This is a genomic window from Candidatus Thiothrix putei, from assembly GCA_029972225.1.
GTDB classification, from domain to species: domain Bacteria; phylum Pseudomonadota; class Gammaproteobacteria; order Thiotrichales; family Thiotrichaceae; genus Thiothrix; species Thiothrix putei.
In genome coordinates this window covers 2,828,745-2,843,521 of the sequence record CP124756.1, presented here as the reverse complement: position 1 = coordinate 2,843,521, position 14,777 = coordinate 2,828,745, and the positions used below count along the sequence as shown (strand labels likewise).

20 protein-coding genes are annotated in these 14,777 nt (G+C 50.7%); 14 read left to right on the top strand and 6 right to left on the bottom strand.

The features are described 5' to 3' along the window. The first annotated feature begins 17 nt into the window (after positions 1 to 17). The 4 genes from QJT81_14640 to QJT81_14625 all read left to right on the top strand — a co-directional run bounded on the left by QJT81_14640 (position 18) and on the right by QJT81_14625 (position 1,459). Positions 18 to 266 (top strand): type II toxin-antitoxin system HicA family toxin, encoded by a 249-nt coding sequence (locus tag QJT81_14640; protein ID WGZ93053.1) that lies wholly within the window; start codon positions 18 to 20, stop codon positions 264 to 266. Then, positions 263 to 595, top strand: coding sequence for a type II toxin-antitoxin system HicB family antitoxin (locus QJT81_14635; GenBank protein WGZ93052.1), 333 nt, complete (start codon positions 263 to 265; stop codon positions 593 to 595). Before QJT81_14640 ends, QJT81_14635 begins: the two co-directional genes overlap by 4 nt. A 250-nt stretch (positions 596 to 845) precedes the next feature. Then, on the top strand, positions 846 to 1,112 hold the full coding sequence (locus QJT81_14630) for an AbrB/MazE/SpoVT family DNA-binding domain-containing protein (GenBank protein WGZ93051.1): 267 nt from the start codon (positions 846 to 848) through the stop codon (positions 1,110 to 1,112). Continuing rightward, positions 1,106 to 1,459: a type II toxin-antitoxin system ChpB family toxin gene (locus QJT81_14625; GenBank protein WGZ93050.1), complete on the top strand. Its 354-nt coding sequence runs from the start codon at positions 1,106 to 1,108 to the stop codon at positions 1,457 to 1,459. Before QJT81_14630 ends, QJT81_14625 begins: the two co-directional genes overlap by 7 nt. 32 nt (positions 1,460 to 1,491) lie before the next feature. Here QJT81_14625 and QJT81_14620 read toward each other — a convergent pair whose 3' ends face one another. The 5 genes from QJT81_14620 to QJT81_14600 all read right to left on the bottom strand — a co-directional run bounded on the left by QJT81_14620 (position 1,492) and on the right by QJT81_14600 (position 4,290). Next, positions 1,492 to 1,743 (bottom strand): hypothetical protein, encoded by a 252-nt coding sequence (locus QJT81_14620; GenBank protein WGZ93049.1) that lies wholly within the window; start codon positions 1,741 to 1,743, stop codon positions 1,492 to 1,494. A gap of 33 nt (positions 1,744 to 1,776) precedes the next feature. Continuing rightward, entirely contained in the window at positions 1,777 to 2,043 is a 267-nt protein-coding gene (locus tag QJT81_14615; GenBank protein ID WGZ93048.1) for a hypothetical protein, read from the bottom strand. A 147-nt stretch (positions 2,044 to 2,190) separates the two neighbouring features. Continuing rightward, positions 2,191 to 3,132, bottom strand: a complete 942-nt coding sequence (locus QJT81_14610; protein WGZ93047.1) for an ISAzo13 family transposase — start codon at positions 3,130 to 3,132, stop codon at positions 2,191 to 2,193. 17 nt (positions 3,133 to 3,149) lie between these two features. Next, a complete protein-coding gene (locus QJT81_14605) occupies positions 3,150 to 3,422 on the bottom strand; it encodes a hypothetical protein (protein ID WGZ93046.1) in 273 nt (90 codons plus the stop codon). A gap of 271 nt (positions 3,423 to 3,693) precedes the next feature. Beyond that, on the bottom strand, positions 3,694 to 4,290 hold the full coding sequence (locus tag QJT81_14600; GenBank protein ID WGZ93045.1) for an alpha/beta fold hydrolase: 597 nt from the start codon (positions 4,288 to 4,290) through the stop codon (positions 3,694 to 3,696). A gap of 42 nt (positions 4,291 to 4,332) precedes the next feature. On the opposite strand from QJT81_14600, the gene hisC reads away from it, so the two are divergent. The 9 genes from hisC to QJT81_14555 all read left to right on the top strand — a co-directional run bounded on the left by hisC (position 4,333) and on the right by QJT81_14555 (position 12,315). Further along, positions 4,333 to 5,385, top strand: a complete 1,053-nt coding sequence (gene hisC / locus QJT81_14595; protein ID WGZ93044.1) for a histidinol-phosphate transaminase — start codon at positions 4,333 to 4,335, stop codon at positions 5,383 to 5,385. Then, positions 5,382 to 6,137: a Nif3-like dinuclear metal center hexameric protein gene (locus QJT81_14590; protein WGZ93043.1), complete on the top strand. Its 756-nt coding sequence runs from the start codon at positions 5,382 to 5,384 to the stop codon at positions 6,135 to 6,137. Before hisC ends, QJT81_14590 begins: the two co-directional genes overlap by 4 nt. A 282-nt stretch (positions 6,138 to 6,419) precedes the next feature. Next, positions 6,420 to 7,022, top strand: a complete 603-nt coding sequence (petA, locus tag QJT81_14585; protein ID WGZ93042.1) for a ubiquinol-cytochrome c reductase iron-sulfur subunit — start codon at positions 6,420 to 6,422, stop codon at positions 7,020 to 7,022. Continuing rightward, positions 7,022 to 8,449, top strand: coding sequence for a cytochrome b N-terminal domain-containing protein (locus tag QJT81_14580; GenBank protein ID WGZ93041.1), 1,428 nt, complete (start codon positions 7,022 to 7,024; stop codon positions 8,447 to 8,449). The genes petA and QJT81_14580 overlap by 1 nt, the downstream gene beginning before the upstream one ends. Positions 8,450 to 8,460: 11 nt before the next feature. Then, on the top strand, positions 8,461 to 9,219 hold the full coding sequence (locus QJT81_14575) for a cytochrome c1 (GenBank protein ID WGZ93040.1): 759 nt from the start codon (positions 8,461 to 8,463) through the stop codon (positions 9,217 to 9,219). A gap of 84 nt (positions 9,220 to 9,303) precedes the next feature. Then, entirely contained in the window at positions 9,304 to 9,933 is a 630-nt protein-coding gene (locus QJT81_14570; GenBank protein ID WGZ93039.1) for a glutathione S-transferase N-terminal domain-containing protein, read from the top strand. Next, positions 9,930 to 10,466, top strand: a complete 537-nt coding sequence (locus QJT81_14565; GenBank protein WGZ93038.1) for a ClpXP protease specificity-enhancing factor — start codon at positions 9,930 to 9,932, stop codon at positions 10,464 to 10,466. Before QJT81_14570 ends, QJT81_14565 begins: the two co-directional genes overlap by 4 nt. 5 nt (positions 10,467 to 10,471) lie before the next feature. Beyond that, positions 10,472 to 10,957: a type 3 dihydrofolate reductase gene (folA, locus tag QJT81_14560; protein WGZ93037.1), complete on the top strand. Its 486-nt coding sequence runs from the start codon at positions 10,472 to 10,474 to the stop codon at positions 10,955 to 10,957. 20 nt (positions 10,958 to 10,977) lie between these two features. Next, a complete protein-coding gene (locus tag QJT81_14555) occupies positions 10,978 to 12,315 on the top strand; it encodes a dihydroorotase (GenBank protein WGZ93036.1) in 1,338 nt (445 codons plus the stop codon). On the opposite strand, the gene QJT81_14550 is transcribed toward QJT81_14555, so the two are convergent. After that, positions 12,312 to 13,199 (bottom strand): formylglycine-generating enzyme family protein, encoded by an 888-nt coding sequence (locus QJT81_14550; protein WGZ93035.1) that lies wholly within the window; start codon positions 13,197 to 13,199, stop codon positions 12,312 to 12,314. The two genes, QJT81_14555 and QJT81_14550, sit on opposite strands and share 4 nt — an antisense overlap. A 179-nt stretch (positions 13,200 to 13,378) precedes the next feature. Here QJT81_14550 and QJT81_14545 point away from each other — a divergent pair, with 179 nt between their 5' ends. After that, on the top strand, positions 13,379 to 14,314 hold the full coding sequence (locus QJT81_14545) for an IS1595 family transposase (protein ID WGZ93034.1): 936 nt from the start codon (positions 13,379 to 13,381) through the stop codon (positions 14,312 to 14,314). Positions 14,315 to 14,777: the final 463 nt, after the last annotated feature.

Genomic DNA, 14,777 nt, shown 5'->3' with positions numbered 1-14,777 from the left:
TAACCAAGGGAACCACCATGAGTAAGTTGGAAAAACTCCTAGAAAAGATGGGCAACCACAAAGCCACATGGACATGGCAAGAACTTTGCTCACTGCTGGTAAAGCTTGGCTATACCCAAGAAGAGGGCGACGGTTCGCGGGTCAAGTTCGACAACGGCAACGCCACCGACTTGATTAACCTGCACAAGCCACACCCCGGCAATGAGGTGAAGGCTTATGTTATTCGGCAAGTTCGTGAAAAATTAACAACGGGAGGGATGTTATGAAACTGTTAGAACACAAAGGCTATTACGGCAGCATTGAAGCCTCAGTTGAAGACGGCGTTCTGTACGGCAAGCTCGAATTCATTGCTGCACTGGTTAACTACGAAGGCGAAACCGTGCAAGCACTCAAAGCAGCGTTTGAAGAAGCCGTTGATGACTACCTAGCCACTTGCGAAGCCAAAGGCTATGCACCTGAATTACCCTGTAAAGGTAGTTTCAATGTGCGTGTCGGTCACGATCTTCACCTAGCAGCGGCGGTGAAGGCTAAAGAACTTGGCATCAGCCTAAACGACTTCGTGCGCAACGCTATCAGCACGGCAACACCCGTATAACCGCAACGCCACCACCAAAGAGCCGGGCAAGTTCCCGGCTTTTTTATGCCTGCGATTCCTGAGAACTAACCTGAACGCAAGCCGACCGCCTTTTTTTAAGCCACTGCAATTTTCTAGTGCAAATCTGGTGCAGTCTGATGCAGTTGATTTACCCCTGAAACATAAGCGGCGCGGGGTTTGCGTGGGGTTATTTTCTTTATGGAAAATTGCACTATAATGGAAGCGACCAACACGGAAAGGAGAAACCCGAATGACCACCGCCACACTACGCACCGTCGGTAATTCCGTCGCTGTGGTAATCCCTAAACAATGGTTAACCCTGCTAGGGCTGGAAGCAGGCGCAAAAGTAGAACTGAGTCTCGACGACGGCAAGCTCACGCTACAGCCAAAAACGGCGGCTAGACGTAAAAAGTACAAACTAGCGGACTTGTTAGCCAAGTGTGACCCATCCGCACCCATCCCAACAGCCGTAACCGAATGGGACAACATGCCAGCAGTAGGGAATGAAGTATGGTAAAGCGTAGCGGATTTGAGCGTGGTGACATTGTGAGGGTAAGTTTTAACCCGACAGTGGGGCGGGAAATGCAGGGCGATATGCGACCCGCATTAGTGCTTTCAACCCGTGAGTTCAATAACACCGTTGGTACTGCTTTGGTAGCGCCGATCACCCAAGGCGGCAATCTTGCACGGGTGGCGGGTTTCGCCGTGCCATTGATGGGCAGTGGAACGGAAACACAGGGCGTTATTTTGGTTAGTGCGGTGCGTACCCTTGACCTCGTGGGCAGAGGGGCAAGGTGCATAGAAATGGCACCTGATAGCATTGTTGATGAAGTGCTTGAGATACTCGCTGGCATTATTGAGTAACGTAAGGTGTAGACATCCCCATGACGCTTGATTTACTGGTTCTGCGGTGCAGAGATATTGAAAAAACCAGAGCCTTCTATACTCAGCTTGGCTTGATATTTGAGCGTGAGCAGCATGGCAATACCATGGACAAAGCTGATGTAGATTTCATGGGCTGCCAACAAGTTGCGGGAACCTTCCGGGCTGGCGGCGATTGCCCGTTCAAGTGTTTGCACCCCAGTTTGGCTAACCGGAACCCAGCGATCCACCTCATGACCACGACCGCCTTTTATGCCTTCTGTCACGTTGATTGCGCCTTTTTCTTTTGCCTCTTGGTGTCAGCGCTCTAAATTGCCAAGAATCGCCTCCCGCTCTCTCAAACCAAATTCTCTCGCGAGTTCAGTGACGGCAGCGGCGCGTTCTAGCCCTGCATGTCTCATGTTTTCGCTGGCATTCCGTACCTCTGTCCGGTCAAGGCCATCGGGTGCGACCGTGCGGACATGGGAGCGTTCGCCGACCATCCCGGAAGGGGACTCGTCCCCACGCAGGCAAGCCAGTGTGGTATTGACACTGGAAAGCAAATTTTGAGCGTAAGAAACTGCCATTTCGCCAGCAGCAACCTTTTCGTTTAATTGTTGCCCGTACCGTTCTACCGTGTCTTGGGTAATCTCCTTTGCATCGCGTATGCCTTCTTCCGTTTTTAGGTGGTCAACGAACTGGCTAAGGAACTGTCCCGAAATAACTTCCCGAAATCAGGGGGACTGAGGGACAGCGGAGTAGTTCCATTTTGGCAGGAAGTCATCGAACTGGATGGTCATGTTATCCTTGAACGCTTGGGTATACTTGCGCCCGGTTTCAAAAACTTTACTGATGATGCGGACAGCGACCTTCAAGCCAGTGGTGGTTTCCGTTTTTGCCATGTAGTGTTTGGCGGTTTCGACCGTTTCCAACGGCACACCCCGGCAGGCACGGGTCACATGGGGGAACAGTCGGTGTTCAATCGGGTTGTATTTGGAGCAATAGGGCGGGTAGTGGGCGATGCGTATTGTCAGGTTCAGGCTGTCCGCCAATGCCTGCAAGTCTTGCTTGAACAGGTACGCAGAGGAACTGTTGCTGCCACCACCGTCACATAAGACCAACAGCTCGTCAGCTTCGGGGTAGTTGGGTTTCCCTTGCTCACGCCACCATAAGCCAAGGCTTTCGCAGGCAAACTCGGTGGTGTCGTGGCTGGTGTTCAGGTGCAGTGCCGCTTCGTTGCGGGCAAGGTCGTAGATGCCGTGGGGGATCACCTGACCATTGCCATAGCTGGGGAAGTCATGGTCATTGACCTCCGTGGGTTCGACGGCATCCGTTACCCCTTCACGGTAAAAGTTGCCCAGCAGTTCCTTCTTTTTGGTGTCAATGCTGATCACGGGTTTGCCTGCTTGCAGGTAGGTTTGTTTGAGTTGGGCAATCTTTTCAAACTGGGCATTACGGTCAGCGTGTTGCCCCATGGTGCGTTTCTTCTGGGGCTTGCGGCGGCGGTAGCCGTGCTCCCGTAATAGGCGCGACACCACGTTTTTCCCAGCCGATGTCCCCAATGCCTGCATCCGCCGGGCAATCTGCCGACGTGACAGGTTCGTCCATTTCACCGCCTCCCGCATGGGGTCGCCTGCCGTATGATCCTTTAAAACTTGGCGAAAATGCTCATCCAATTGCAGGTGCGTAGCGTTCAGCCGTTTGCGCCCGCCCCTTTTTTTCGCTGCCTTACGGTGGGCAAGCCATCTTCCGATTCCAACTCCGTCAACCCGTGGCGGATGGTTTTGGGGTCACAGTCCAATAACCGGGAAATGTAGTCCTGCCCCCCGTGCCCAAGCCGGACGGCTTCCACGGCGGCGTAGCGGCGGCGGTCACGCTCATTGAGCGATTGGTAGAACCGCTGCATTTGTTTTTCTATGGCTGATGGGTAAACATCCATTGGCTCATCCTCGGTGTTGATTGGCATTACAAGGGGCTATCTTCCCCCTTTCGCTGTTAGCAGAAAAGAGGGAAGTTATTTCGGGACAGTTCCTAAAGCGTGACTGATGCGCCGCAACAGCATTGAAATGCCCCTCACCGTAATGTTCCTTGAGTGCTTGGCTCGCAGCGTAGGACATGCTTTTACCGTAACCAAAATTTCTACCCGATGTGAATTTACCATTTGATCGTCGAAAGCAAACAGCGTCTTGAGTGTATTCAAATCGACCGCTAACGGACTGGTCATTTGGCTGAATTTTCTACGATAGGATGCCTTGAGTTTGTTGACCAGATAACGTCCGTAGACGACAGAGAAACCCCGTTCCAGCTTGCAAGCGCATTCCTGCAATTGGAATGGCACGGAAACCGCAATTGCCGCTTGCAAACCAGCGGTTCGCACCCATTTCGCCGAGGTGTTTCAAAATCAGGTTGCCACCGAGTGAGAAACCGATGGCGGCGTTGGGCATTCGTTGGGTTTGCTGCAAATACACCAGCACTTCCGCAATGTCAGCCGTGCGCCCGGAATGGTAACTGCTCGGCAAGCGATTGTGTGTGCCGCTACAGTCGCGCAAATGCATGAAAATACTAGCAAAACCTGCTTGATGCAACGCTTTCATCAGCGTTTGCGCGTAGTGCGATTGCAACGAACCTTCCAGCCCGTGAATCACCAACACCAGCGGCGTATCTGGGCGCGGATACCAAGCAAGGTCGATGAAATCACCGTCGCTGAGTTCCACCCGTTCGGCTTGCAGGGGCAGTTGTACGCGGCGGCGTAAGAATACTGGCCAGAGGGTTTGCAGGTGGGGTGAGCGTAACCACCATGCGGGGCGAAAGGTCGATTGCTGGATTCGTTTCATCCCTATATCATCACACGTTTCTATTCGCCACCGGAAGCACGCATGAGCCAATACTGGAGTAAACTGGTACACAATCTCGACCCGTATGTACCGGGTGAACAGCCGAAAGACCAGCGTTACATCAAGCTGAATACCAACGAATGCCCGTACCCGCCCTCGCCGAATGCACTCGCGGCGATTCACGCGGCGGCGGATGAGCGGTTGCGGCTGTACCCCGACCCGAATGCGGACGAGCTGAAGGATGCGATTGCCGACTATTACGACGTGCAACGCGCCAATATTTTCGTCGGTAACGGTTCGGATGAGGTGTTGGCGCACGTTTTCCAAGGCTTGCTCAAGCACGACGCGCCGTTGTTATACCCCGATATTAGCTACAGTTTTTACCCCGTTTACGCCAATCTTTATCAGATTAATGCGCAACAAATCCCGTTACGTGAGGATTTTCGGGTGTGCTTGGGCGATTATGCGGTGGATAACGGTGGAATTATTTTCCCCAATCCGAATGCGCCCACCAGCATGGCATTGGGGTTGGATGCTATCGAAGCCTTATTGCAAACTCATGCGGAATCCGTGGTGGTTGTGGATGAAGCTTACGTCGATTTTGGGGCACAAACCGCGATTCCGCTGATCGACAAGTACCCAAATTTGTTGGTGGTGCAAACGTTCTCCAAGTCGCGTTCGCTGGCGGGTTTGCGGGTTGGGTTTGCGGTGGGGCATCCTGATTTGATCAATGCGCTGGAGCGGGTGAAAAATTCCTTCAACTCTTACCCCTTGGGGCGCATGGCGATTGCGGGAGCAGCGGCGGCGATGCGTGATAAGGTGTATTTCGAGGATACTTGCCAGAAAATCATCACTACCCGTGAGATGACTGTGCAAAGCTTGACGGAGATGGGTTTCAGCGTATTGCCGTCAGCGGCGAATTTCGTGTTTGCGCGTCCACCGGCGGGTAATGCAGAAAGCTTGTATTTGGCTTTGAAGCAGCGCGGTGTGTTGGTGCGTTACTTCAATAAGCCGCGCATTAACGAGTATTTGCGGATTACCATCGGTACGGATGAGGAAATGGCAACCTTCCTGAGCGTATTGGCAGAGCTATGAACCTCTACGCACTCGAAACTCACATTAATACCTTGCTGAATGTCGGCAAATTCCGCGATTACGCGCCGAATGGCTTACAAGTCGAGGGCAGGGCGGAAGTGAAACGCATTGTCACGGGCGTAACCGCTTCGCAAGCGTTGCTGGATGCTGCGGTGGAATGCAATGCTGATGCGATTTTGGTGCATCACGGTTATTTCTGGAAAGGTGAATCTCAGGTGATTCGCGGCATGAAAAAACGCCGGATTGCGACTTTGCTTCAGCATGACATCAGTTTGTTGGGTTATCACTTGCCCTTGGACGCGCATCCGACGTTAGGCAATAACGCACAACTGGCGGCACGGCTGGGCATTCGCACCGAAGGCGTAATGGATGAACGTGAACTGCAAGGCGTGGGCAATGTCGGTTCGCTGGCTGAACCCGTGAGTTTGGATGCATTTGGGCAACACGTTGCGGCAGTGTTAGGGCGCGAACCCTTGCTGATTACAGGCGGTGAGCATCCCATCCAACGCATTGCTTGGTGTACTGGCGGGGCGCAAGGTTATATCCAGCAAGCTTTTGAGCTGGGGGCGGATGCGTATTTGAGCGGTGAAATTTCCGAACACACGGTGCATTTTGCGCGAGAAAACGGCATTCATTATCTTGCAGCAGGGCATCACGCGACCGAGCGTTACGGCATTCAGGCGCTAGGAAACCATTTGGCAGCCCAATTCGGGCTGGAACATTATTTTCTGGACATCAATAACCCGGCATAAGTCAGGTTATTTTGTTTGTTTTTATGCTACTATTGCCGCGCCTTGCTGATGGGTCAGCCGTAAATGATCTAAATCAAAACCTTTGCGTTTTACCCATTAAGACACGGATTTCCGCTTGATTTTACGTGTGAGTTCGGACATCCTACGTAGTCTTTTAGTATATGCTAATATAGCTATACCTAAGTTAATGGCTCAGATATTTAGTGCGACTGCAAACATCATGACGGTGTGTTTGCAGGTGTGCAACAGATTACGTTTTGAACATTTGGGAGAGTGCTAACGATGGCAAATTCTGGAGTAGATAAAGGCCGCCGCCGCGTCCTGATTGCCGCCACATCCGTGGTTGGGGCAGCAGGTGTGGCAGCGGTTGCGGCTCCGTTCCTTAATTCCTGGAATCCTAGTGCGCGGGCGCTTGCCGCTGGTGCACCGGTGGAGATTTCGGTGACTAAGGCCGAGCCAGGACAACAAATTCGTGTCATTTGGCGCGGTAAACCGGTTTGGCTGGTAAACCGCACCGCAGAAATGCTCGCTACCTTGGAAGGGTTGGCTGAGGCATTGAAAGACCCGAATTCTGAGAATGTGAAGCAGCAGCCGGAATATGCCAAAAACTTGGCACGTACCCGTGAAGGCAAAGAGCAGTATCTGGTGTTGGTGGGGATTTGTACCCATTTGGGTTGTTCACCGACTTATCGCCCGGAAGTGGCTCCGGCAGATTTGGGTGCGGACTGGAAAGGTGGTTGGTATTGCCCATGCCACGGTTCACGTTTTGACTTGGCAGGTCGGGTTTACAAGAATGTTCCAGCCGGATCAAACCTTGAAGTTCCCCCTTACTATTTCAAAGATGATAACACCATCGTCATTGGTGAAAACGGAGGCACTGCATAATGGCTGAACGTCCTGCACATAATTATACCGGTTTCTTGGGGTGGGTCGAAGACCGCTTCCCGCTAATGGAAACGTGGCAAGCGCATTTGGCTGGTTACTATGCGCCTAAAAACTTCAATTTCTGGTATTTCTTCGGTTCACTGGCGATGCTGGTGCTGGTTATCCAGATTTTCTCTGGCCTGTTCTTGGCATTACATTACAAGCCGGATGCGGCGCTGGCGTTTGCGTCGGTTGAATACATTATGCGGGATGTGCCAGGTGGTTGGTTTATCCGCTACATGCACTCCACAGGCGCGTCAGCATTCTTTATCGTGGTGTATTTGCACATGTTCCGCGCCCTGATTTACGGGTCTTACAAAGGTAAGCGTGAGCTGATTTGGTTGATCGGTATGGCGATTTATCTGGTATTGATGGCAACCGCGTTCATGGGGTACTTGCTGCCTTGGGGTCAGATGTCATACTGGGGTGCGCAGGTTATCATTAACTTGTTTAACACCATCCCGTACATCGGCGAAGGTTTGTCTACGTGGATTCGTGGTGACTTCGTATTAGGCGATGCAACCTTGAACCGCTTCTTTGCGCTGCACTTCTTCCTGCCCTCACTGATTTTGCCTGCTTTGGTGTTTGTTCACATTGTGGCATTGCACGCAGTGGGTTCTAACAACCCTGATGGCGTTGAAATCAAGCAAGGCCCTAAAGGCAACCGTTGGAGCGAAACGGCTCCGGCTGATGGTATTCCGTTCCACCCTTACTACTCGGTGAAAGACATCTTGGGTGTGGTGGTATTCCTGATTGGTTTCTTTGCCATTTTGTTCTTCGCACCAGAAGGCGGCGGCTACTTCATTGAGGCGCCTAACTTTGAGCCTGCAAATGCCTTGAAAACACCTGAGCACATTGCACCGGTTTGGTATTTCACACCGTTCTACACCGTATTGCGGGCAATTCCTGACCCGTTCTTGGGAACCTTGGCGATGTTTGGTGCGATTGCGGTACTGTTCGTGCTGCCGTGGATTGACCGTAACCCGGTTAAATCTTGGCGTTATCGTAACAGCGCTCACAAGATCAACTTGCTCTTATTCGCAGCGGTATTCATTGTGTTGGGCTGGATGGGTGTTGAAGCCGTTACGCCAGCGTTCAAAGAACTGGGTACACGGATGACACAAATCTACTTCATCTTCTTTGTGGTTCTGTGGATTCACAGCACTCCGGCGAAAGCGAAGTATGTGATGTGGTTTGGGATTTTGCTGGCAGCAGTTGTGGCATATGACATTATGTTCCGCTATATCCCCGGTGATGCAGAAGCAACTAACCAAATGCTGATCCAGTTCATTTGGCCCGTGGCTTACTTGGCGTTGACGTTGTTGTTACCTGCTTTCAAAGCAAGTTGCAATGCGGAAAAGCCCGTTCCAGACCGTGTGACAGGTTGAGGTGTAGCAACATGAAAAAATTTATTGTCAGTGTAATGTTCGCACTGTCCGCGTCCTTGATGACCACTACTGCGATGGCGAGTGGTGGTGTTGAACTGGAAGATGCGAAAGTCGATATTCACAACCAGCCTAGCTTGCAACGTGGTGCTAAGTATTACGTTAACTATTGTATGGGTTGTCACTCCTTGAATTTCAGCCGTTACAACCGTGTAGCTGCTGACTTGGGTCTGACCGAAGAGCAGGTGGCTAAAAACCTGATCTTTACCCGTGATGCCGATGGTGAGTTGGAAAAACCGGGCGCGTTGATGAAAAACGGCATGTCCCAGAAACAGTCTGCTGAATGGTTCGGCGCACCACCACCGGATTTGTCTCTGGTGGGGCGTTCACGCGGTTCTGACTGGATTTACAGTTACCTGAAAGCGTTCTATGTTGATCCGACCCGTCCGCTCGGTGCGAACAACGTGGTTTTCCCCAATGCCGGTATGCCTCACGTTTTGTGGGAATTGCAAGGTTGGCAGGAGAAGCATTGCACCAAGGGTGAAGGTGAACACGCGACCGAACATTGTGAGTTAAAACTCACTAAGGCAGGTAGTATGACCCCGGTTGAGTATGATCAAACCGTGCGTGATATTACTAACTTTCTAACGTATGTGGGTGAGCCAGCCAAGCTGCACCGTACTACTTACGGCATCTTTACGTTGCTGTTCTTGGTATTGTTCGCTGTGGTTGCGTATTTCCTTAAGAAGGAATATTGGAAGGATGTTCATTAATCTTTCATCGGTATAACACCTTGAAGCCACTCTAGTGTACTATAGAGTGGCTTTTTTGTTTTCAGTACAGGGAGTCCCGCTTATATGGCTTCGCTTTCCAGCCGAAGATCTGTGATGACATTATTTTCCGCCCCCGACTGCGCAGACAGTCATCGGGTGCGTATTGTGCTGGCGGAAAAAGATATTACCGTCGATATTCTCAACATCAACCCCGATAACAAACCCGAAGATCTCGCGGAGTTGAATCCTTATAACACTACACCGACCTTGTTGGATCGTGATTTAGTGTTGTATGACGCCCGTATTATCATGGAATACTTGGATGAGCGTTTCCCGCATCCACCACTGATGCCGGTTGACCCTGTGACGCGTGCGCATTCCCGTTTGGCCTTGTTCCGCATCGAAAAAGACTGGTTCTCACTGGTGCATGATATTGAACACGGCGATGAAGCAACGGCATCACAAGCACGCAAAATCTTGCGTGAAAGTGTGTTGTCAGCCGCTGAAGTCTTTGCGGTTAAACCGTATTTCCTCAGTGACGATTTTTCCTTGGTGGATTGCACGATTGCGCCGGTTTTATGGCGTTTACCGAAATACGGCATTGATGTGCCAGAGAAACAGGGCAAGCCTATTTTGAAGTACATGGAGCGGGTCTTTTCACGGGATGCGTTCCAGCAATCATTAAGCAAGGTTGAAAAGTCGATCCGCCCATGAGTCAGCCGAATCCTCCTGAATTTATTGCCACGCCGAAGCGCCCTTATCTATTACGGGCGTTTTATGAATGGATCGTGGATAACGGCATGACGCCACACATTATGGTCGATGCACGTTCGCCTAAAGTGAAAGTGCCGCGTCAATTCGTCAAAGATGGCAACATCGTGCTTAATATCAGCATGACCGCAGCTAATAATCTGCTGATGGATAACGATCAAGTCACTTTCAGTGCGCGTTTCAGTGGTAAAGCCATGTCGATTTGGCTGCCCATGTGGTCAATCATGGCAATTTATTCGCGTGAAACACACGATGGTTTGAATTTTCCGCTGGAGGAATACGCCGAAAGCATGGCGTTAGCAACAGCAGAGACAGCGACACCACGCCCTACGTTGGCGAGCGTGCCGGATGCAACGACGAGTGACAGTGATACGAGTGGTGAAACGGATGTGTCAGATGCAGTGGATGATGACGATGAACCGCCACCGCCACAGAAACCAACCTCACGCCCTTCCTTCTTACGAGTGGTGAAGTAAACCCCATGCTGTCTTTAATTGCAGTGATGGCACACCAGCGGGTGATTGGGTGTGACGGTAATATGCCTTGGCACTTACCCGCTGATCTTGCTTGGTTCAAACAAAATACCGTGGGTAAGCCCGTTATTATGGGGCGCAAAACTTGGGACTCGATAGGGCGTGCTTTGCCGGGGCGACGTAATCTGGTGATTTCACGTGATGTAACCTTCCAGCCCTGTGGTGCAGAGCGCTTTGCTTCACCGGATGCGGCTTGGGAGGCTGTCGGGGCTGCCCCCGAAGTGATGATTGTGGGTGGGGCGCAAATCTACCAGCACTTTCTGGCGCATGCCGATCGTCTGTATTTAACTCTGATTGATGCTGATTTTGCAGGTGATACTTTTTTTCCCGACTATAATCATCACCAATGGCGTACCGTAGAGCAGGTTAATCATTCTGCCGACGCTAAAAACCCTTATCCTTATTCTTTCCTGATTCTTGAACGGGAATCCTGATCCCAAGGAGACTCTTCCCCATGAGTTCACTGTTGATTGTCAATGCTAATGTGGTTAATGAAGGGCAGATTCTTGAAGCCGATGTATTAGTCCGTAATGGGCGTATCGAGGCTATCGGTCAGCAATTGTCAGCACCTGGGATTGAAGTGCTGGATGCTGCTGGACGCCATTTGTTGCCGGGCATGATTGATGATCAGGTACACTTCCGTGAACCGGGCATGACTCACAAAGCCGATATGGCAACAGAAAGCCGTGCAGCGGTAGCGGGGGGCATTACCAGTTTTATGGATATGCCGAATACTGTGCCTAACACCCTGACTTCTGCGATTCTCAATGAGAAAAAGCAGTTGGCTTCTGGTCGGTCGGTGGGGAATTATGCTTTCTACCTTGGCGCTTCCAACGATAACCTTGAGGCGATTAAAGCCTTAAACCCTAAGGATGCTTGTGGGATAAAAGTATTCATGGGGGCGTCAACCGGCAATATGTTGGTTGATGACCCTGATGTATTGGAGCAAATCTTTACACATGCTCCTACACTGATTGCGGCACATTGCGAAGATACGCCGACGATTATGGAAAACGAGGAAAGTTACCGCAGTATCTACGGTGACAATATTCCGTTTAGTTTGCATCCTATTATTCGCAGTGAGGCGGCTTGTTATAAATCGTCGTCAATGGCGATGGAACTGGCAAAACGTTGTGGCACACGCTTGCATATTCTGCATATTTCGACCGCGAAAGAAGCGGAGATGTTTGCTGATATTGACTTGAAAGATAAACGTATTACCGCAGAGGCTTGTGTGCATTTCCTGCATTTTGCGGATGAAGATTACGCCAGCAAAGGCGCGTTAATCAAGTGCAACCCTGCGATTAAAACCGCTGAAGATCGGGCGGGTATTATTCAGGCATTGCTGGATGGGCGATTGGATGTGATCGGCACTGACCATGCGCCGCATACCTGGGAAGAAAAACACAACCCTAGCTATTTCAAAGCTCCTTCAGGTTTGCCCTTGGTGCAACACGCACTTCCTCTGGTGTTAGAGCATTATCAGGATGGCATTTTTACATTGGAATTCATTGTCGAGAAAACCAGTCATGCGGTTGCTGAGATGTTCAATATCAAAGAACGTGGGTATATCCGTGAAGGTTATTGGGCAGATTTGGTGTTGGTTGATTTGGAACAGCCATTCACCTCGACGCACGCTAACAGCTTGTCGAAGTGCGGGTGGACACCGTTTGATGGTTATGAATTCCGCTCAAGCATTGCCGCTACCCTTGTGAACGGACAGTTGGTCTGGAAGGACAGCAAGTTGCTGGATGTCGTGCCAACAGGTATGGCGCTGGAATTTGATCGCTAAAGTTCGCGTACTACCCGAAAGCCGAGGTTCGTATCCATTTCATCCATGTAGCGTTTCTTGCGGGCTGCACTTCTGGCACGTGCGGCGGGATCGAACCATGACCCACCTTTGGTGACATACCAGTAGGGGTTGGCGGCTACTGATGAGCTGCCATCACGATTAGCATTAAGGTGTGAGCTTGTCCAATGATCTTGTGTAAATTCCCAAACATTACCATGCATGTCATGCAACCCCCATGCATTTGGAGCTTGCAAGCCAACCTCACTGGCTTTAGGGCTAGGGAAGCAACGTGGTATGAACCATGAGCGCTTTTCAGGTTGTTCTCGGTAAGGAAAGAAGGGGTTGAAATGCACTTCCCGGCAACTCACGTCTTCGCCATGATGAAACGGAGTAGTGGTGCCAGCACGTGCGGCGTATTCCCATTCTGCTTCAGTCGGGAGTCGATAAGTTTGACCGGTTTGCATACTCAGCCATGCCAGAAACAATTTGACATCTTCCATACGGATATTAATAGCGGGGTAACGGCCTTCGTGCCAGATGAGTTCTGGACGTAAAAACCATTCGGTTTCTTGGCGAAACAGCCGGAATTCTTCGCCGGTAATCGGGTAGATGCCGATAGCGAATGGTTTTCGGATCATGGTGAGGTGGCGTGGGGCTTCATCGCGCTGATGACCTAATTCACTAGGTTCTGAACCCATTTCAAAGCGCCCGGTGGGGATGACCGCTAATTCAGGGCCATTGATACCGGCTTGCAAGGTATCGTGGAAATGCGCTGACAAGCCATGAGCCTTGGCTGTTTCTAATTGTAACTGTTTAATTTGTTGAGGGCTTAGTTCGTCAACGAATACGGTGCGTGATTCATAGGTAAGCGTTTCGGTCATCATTATGCTCAATCAGTAACAGGTAATATACTAAATTTCTTGTATTATCCCCAAACTTAGTGGAAAGACAACACCAAAAAATTATGGCTCAATATGCGTTTCAGGGTCTTGTTTTCCCCGGCATTGCAAACGTGATGGATAGCGGTAAAGTTAGTCATTTCCGATAGCCAAGGAGAGGCTTTATGACCTCGCTCATCAGTATTTCCAGCCTGACCAGTGATGCCGCCTGTTTCGAGCAAGTCCGTTCCGTGCGTTGGCCTAATGGGGTGATTTGTCCGCACTGCGGTTCACAGGACACTATCCGTCGAGGCAAGGATGACACCCAGCAGGAACGCCAGCGTTACCAGTGTAAGGATTGCCAAAAGCGTTTTGATGACCTGACGGGCACGGTGTTTGAAGGCCACCACCAGCCGCTGAAGGTGTGGGTGTTGTGCCTGTACCTGATGTCGTTGAACCTGTCCAACCAACAAATCGCCCGCGAATTGGGGTTGAACAAGGATGATGTTCAGGCGATGACGGAACAGTTACGGCGTGGTGTCGAGAAAAAAACGCCAGTAAACCTGTTTGGGAATGTTGAATTTGATGAGGTTTATGTCAAGGCTGGACACAAGGGAAACCCCGAAGCCGTCGCGGATGCTGGGCGTGAAGGTCGCCGCCGCGCCCTGAAAGGTGCGCCGGGGCGTGGGACACTGGAAAAGGACAAACCACCCATTTTCGGCATGATCCAGCGTTCCGGGGAGGTCGTGATCCGTATGCTGGCGAATGTGAAACAGACGACGATCAAGCCGTTGATTGTGGAAACGGTGGCAGCAGGCACGCTGGTCTACACCGATGAGTACAACATTTACAGCCGATTGGAAGAATGGGGCTATGCCCACAAAACCGTCAACCATGGCGCAGGCGAATATGCCCGTGACGAAGATGGTGACGGTTTCCATGAAGTCCACGTCAATACGATGGAAGGTTTTTGGTCACTGTTACGCTCATGGTTACGACCTCATCGGGGGATCTCACAAGAAAAGCTACCGTGTTACCTTGCATTCTTCGAGTCTCTTCACAACATCAGGAAACGGGGGCAAGCTGCCTTACAGTCCTTGCTTTCGCTGCTGTTGGGATAAGACCCTGAAACGCATATTGAGCCAAATTATTTTTGCACTATAGTTAAGCTGAGGGTTAGTACTAGTGGTCAAAGCCGGGGAGCTGGTAGATGAATAGAAGACTTTTGGCTAGGGATAGTGTAAGGCAGCGGAGTACCGCTCAGCTTTTGTTAGATGGTTTAGTTCTTTATCGCCAGGATTTGGGTGATTTAGGGAAGCAATTAGAGCGCTTGCTACGTGAAGGTGGAGTTAGGTCAAGTTTAGATCCTACTTTTTCACTAAGACTTCACTAAAAACATGAGACAAACACATGAACCGATGAGACAGATGTAGCGACTGCTAGAATAGCACAACAGTGTCAGAGTCATGAGTTGAGAGTTTATAGCCCTAGGTAACTGGGGTTTTTTTATGGGCTGTTTAATCAATGTGCAATTACCATTGATTCCCTGAATAGTACAGCTTGTCGGTATAAGTTGTATTTTTC

Excerpts from the sequence above, each read along its gene's own strand:
- QJT81_14640 (WGZ93053.1), top strand. The coding sequence starts at position 18 with ATGAGTAAGTTGGAAAAACTCCTAGAAAAGATGGGCAACCACAAAGCC.
- QJT81_14635 (WGZ93052.1), top strand. The coding sequence starts at position 263 with ATGAAACTGTTAGAACACAAAGGCTATTACGGCAGCATTGAAGCCTCA.
- QJT81_14630 (WGZ93051.1), top strand. The coding sequence starts at position 846 with ATGACCACCGCCACACTACGCACCGTCGGTAATTCCGTCGCTGTGGTA.
- QJT81_14625 (WGZ93050.1), top strand. The coding sequence starts at position 1,106 with ATGGTAAAGCGTAGCGGATTTGAGCGTGGTGACATTGTGAGGGTAAGT.
- QJT81_14615 (WGZ93048.1), bottom strand. The coding sequence starts at position 2,043 with ATGGCAGTTTCTTACGCTCAAAATTTGCTTTCCAGTGTCAATACCACA.
- QJT81_14605 (WGZ93046.1), bottom strand. The coding sequence starts at position 3,422 with ATGCCAATCAACACCGAGGATGAGCCAATGGATGTTTACCCATCAGCC.
- QJT81_14600 (WGZ93045.1), bottom strand. The coding sequence starts at position 4,290 with ATGAAACGAATCCAGCAATCGACCTTTCGCCCCGCATGGTGGTTACGC.
- hisC (WGZ93044.1), top strand. The coding sequence starts at position 4,333 with ATGAGCCAATACTGGAGTAAACTGGTACACAATCTCGACCCGTATGTA.
- QJT81_14590 (WGZ93043.1), top strand. The coding sequence starts at position 5,382 with ATGAACCTCTACGCACTCGAAACTCACATTAATACCTTGCTGAATGTC.
- petA (WGZ93042.1), top strand. The coding sequence starts at position 6,420 with ATGGCAAATTCTGGAGTAGATAAAGGCCGCCGCCGCGTCCTGATTGCC.
- QJT81_14580 (WGZ93041.1), top strand. The coding sequence starts at position 7,022 with ATGGCTGAACGTCCTGCACATAATTATACCGGTTTCTTGGGGTGGGTC.
- QJT81_14575 (WGZ93040.1), top strand. The coding sequence starts at position 8,461 with ATGAAAAAATTTATTGTCAGTGTAATGTTCGCACTGTCCGCGTCCTTG.
- QJT81_14570 (WGZ93039.1), top strand. The coding sequence starts at position 9,304 with ATGGCTTCGCTTTCCAGCCGAAGATCTGTGATGACATTATTTTCCGCC.
- QJT81_14565 (WGZ93038.1), top strand. The coding sequence starts at position 9,930 with ATGAGTCAGCCGAATCCTCCTGAATTTATTGCCACGCCGAAGCGCCCT.
- folA (WGZ93037.1), top strand. The coding sequence starts at position 10,472 with ATGCTGTCTTTAATTGCAGTGATGGCACACCAGCGGGTGATTGGGTGT.
- QJT81_14555 (WGZ93036.1), top strand. The coding sequence starts at position 10,978 with ATGAGTTCACTGTTGATTGTCAATGCTAATGTGGTTAATGAAGGGCAG.
- QJT81_14550 (WGZ93035.1), bottom strand. The coding sequence starts at position 13,199 with ATGATGACCGAAACGCTTACCTATGAATCACGCACCGTATTCGTTGAC.
- QJT81_14545 (WGZ93034.1), top strand. The coding sequence starts at position 13,379 with ATGACCTCGCTCATCAGTATTTCCAGCCTGACCAGTGATGCCGCCTGT.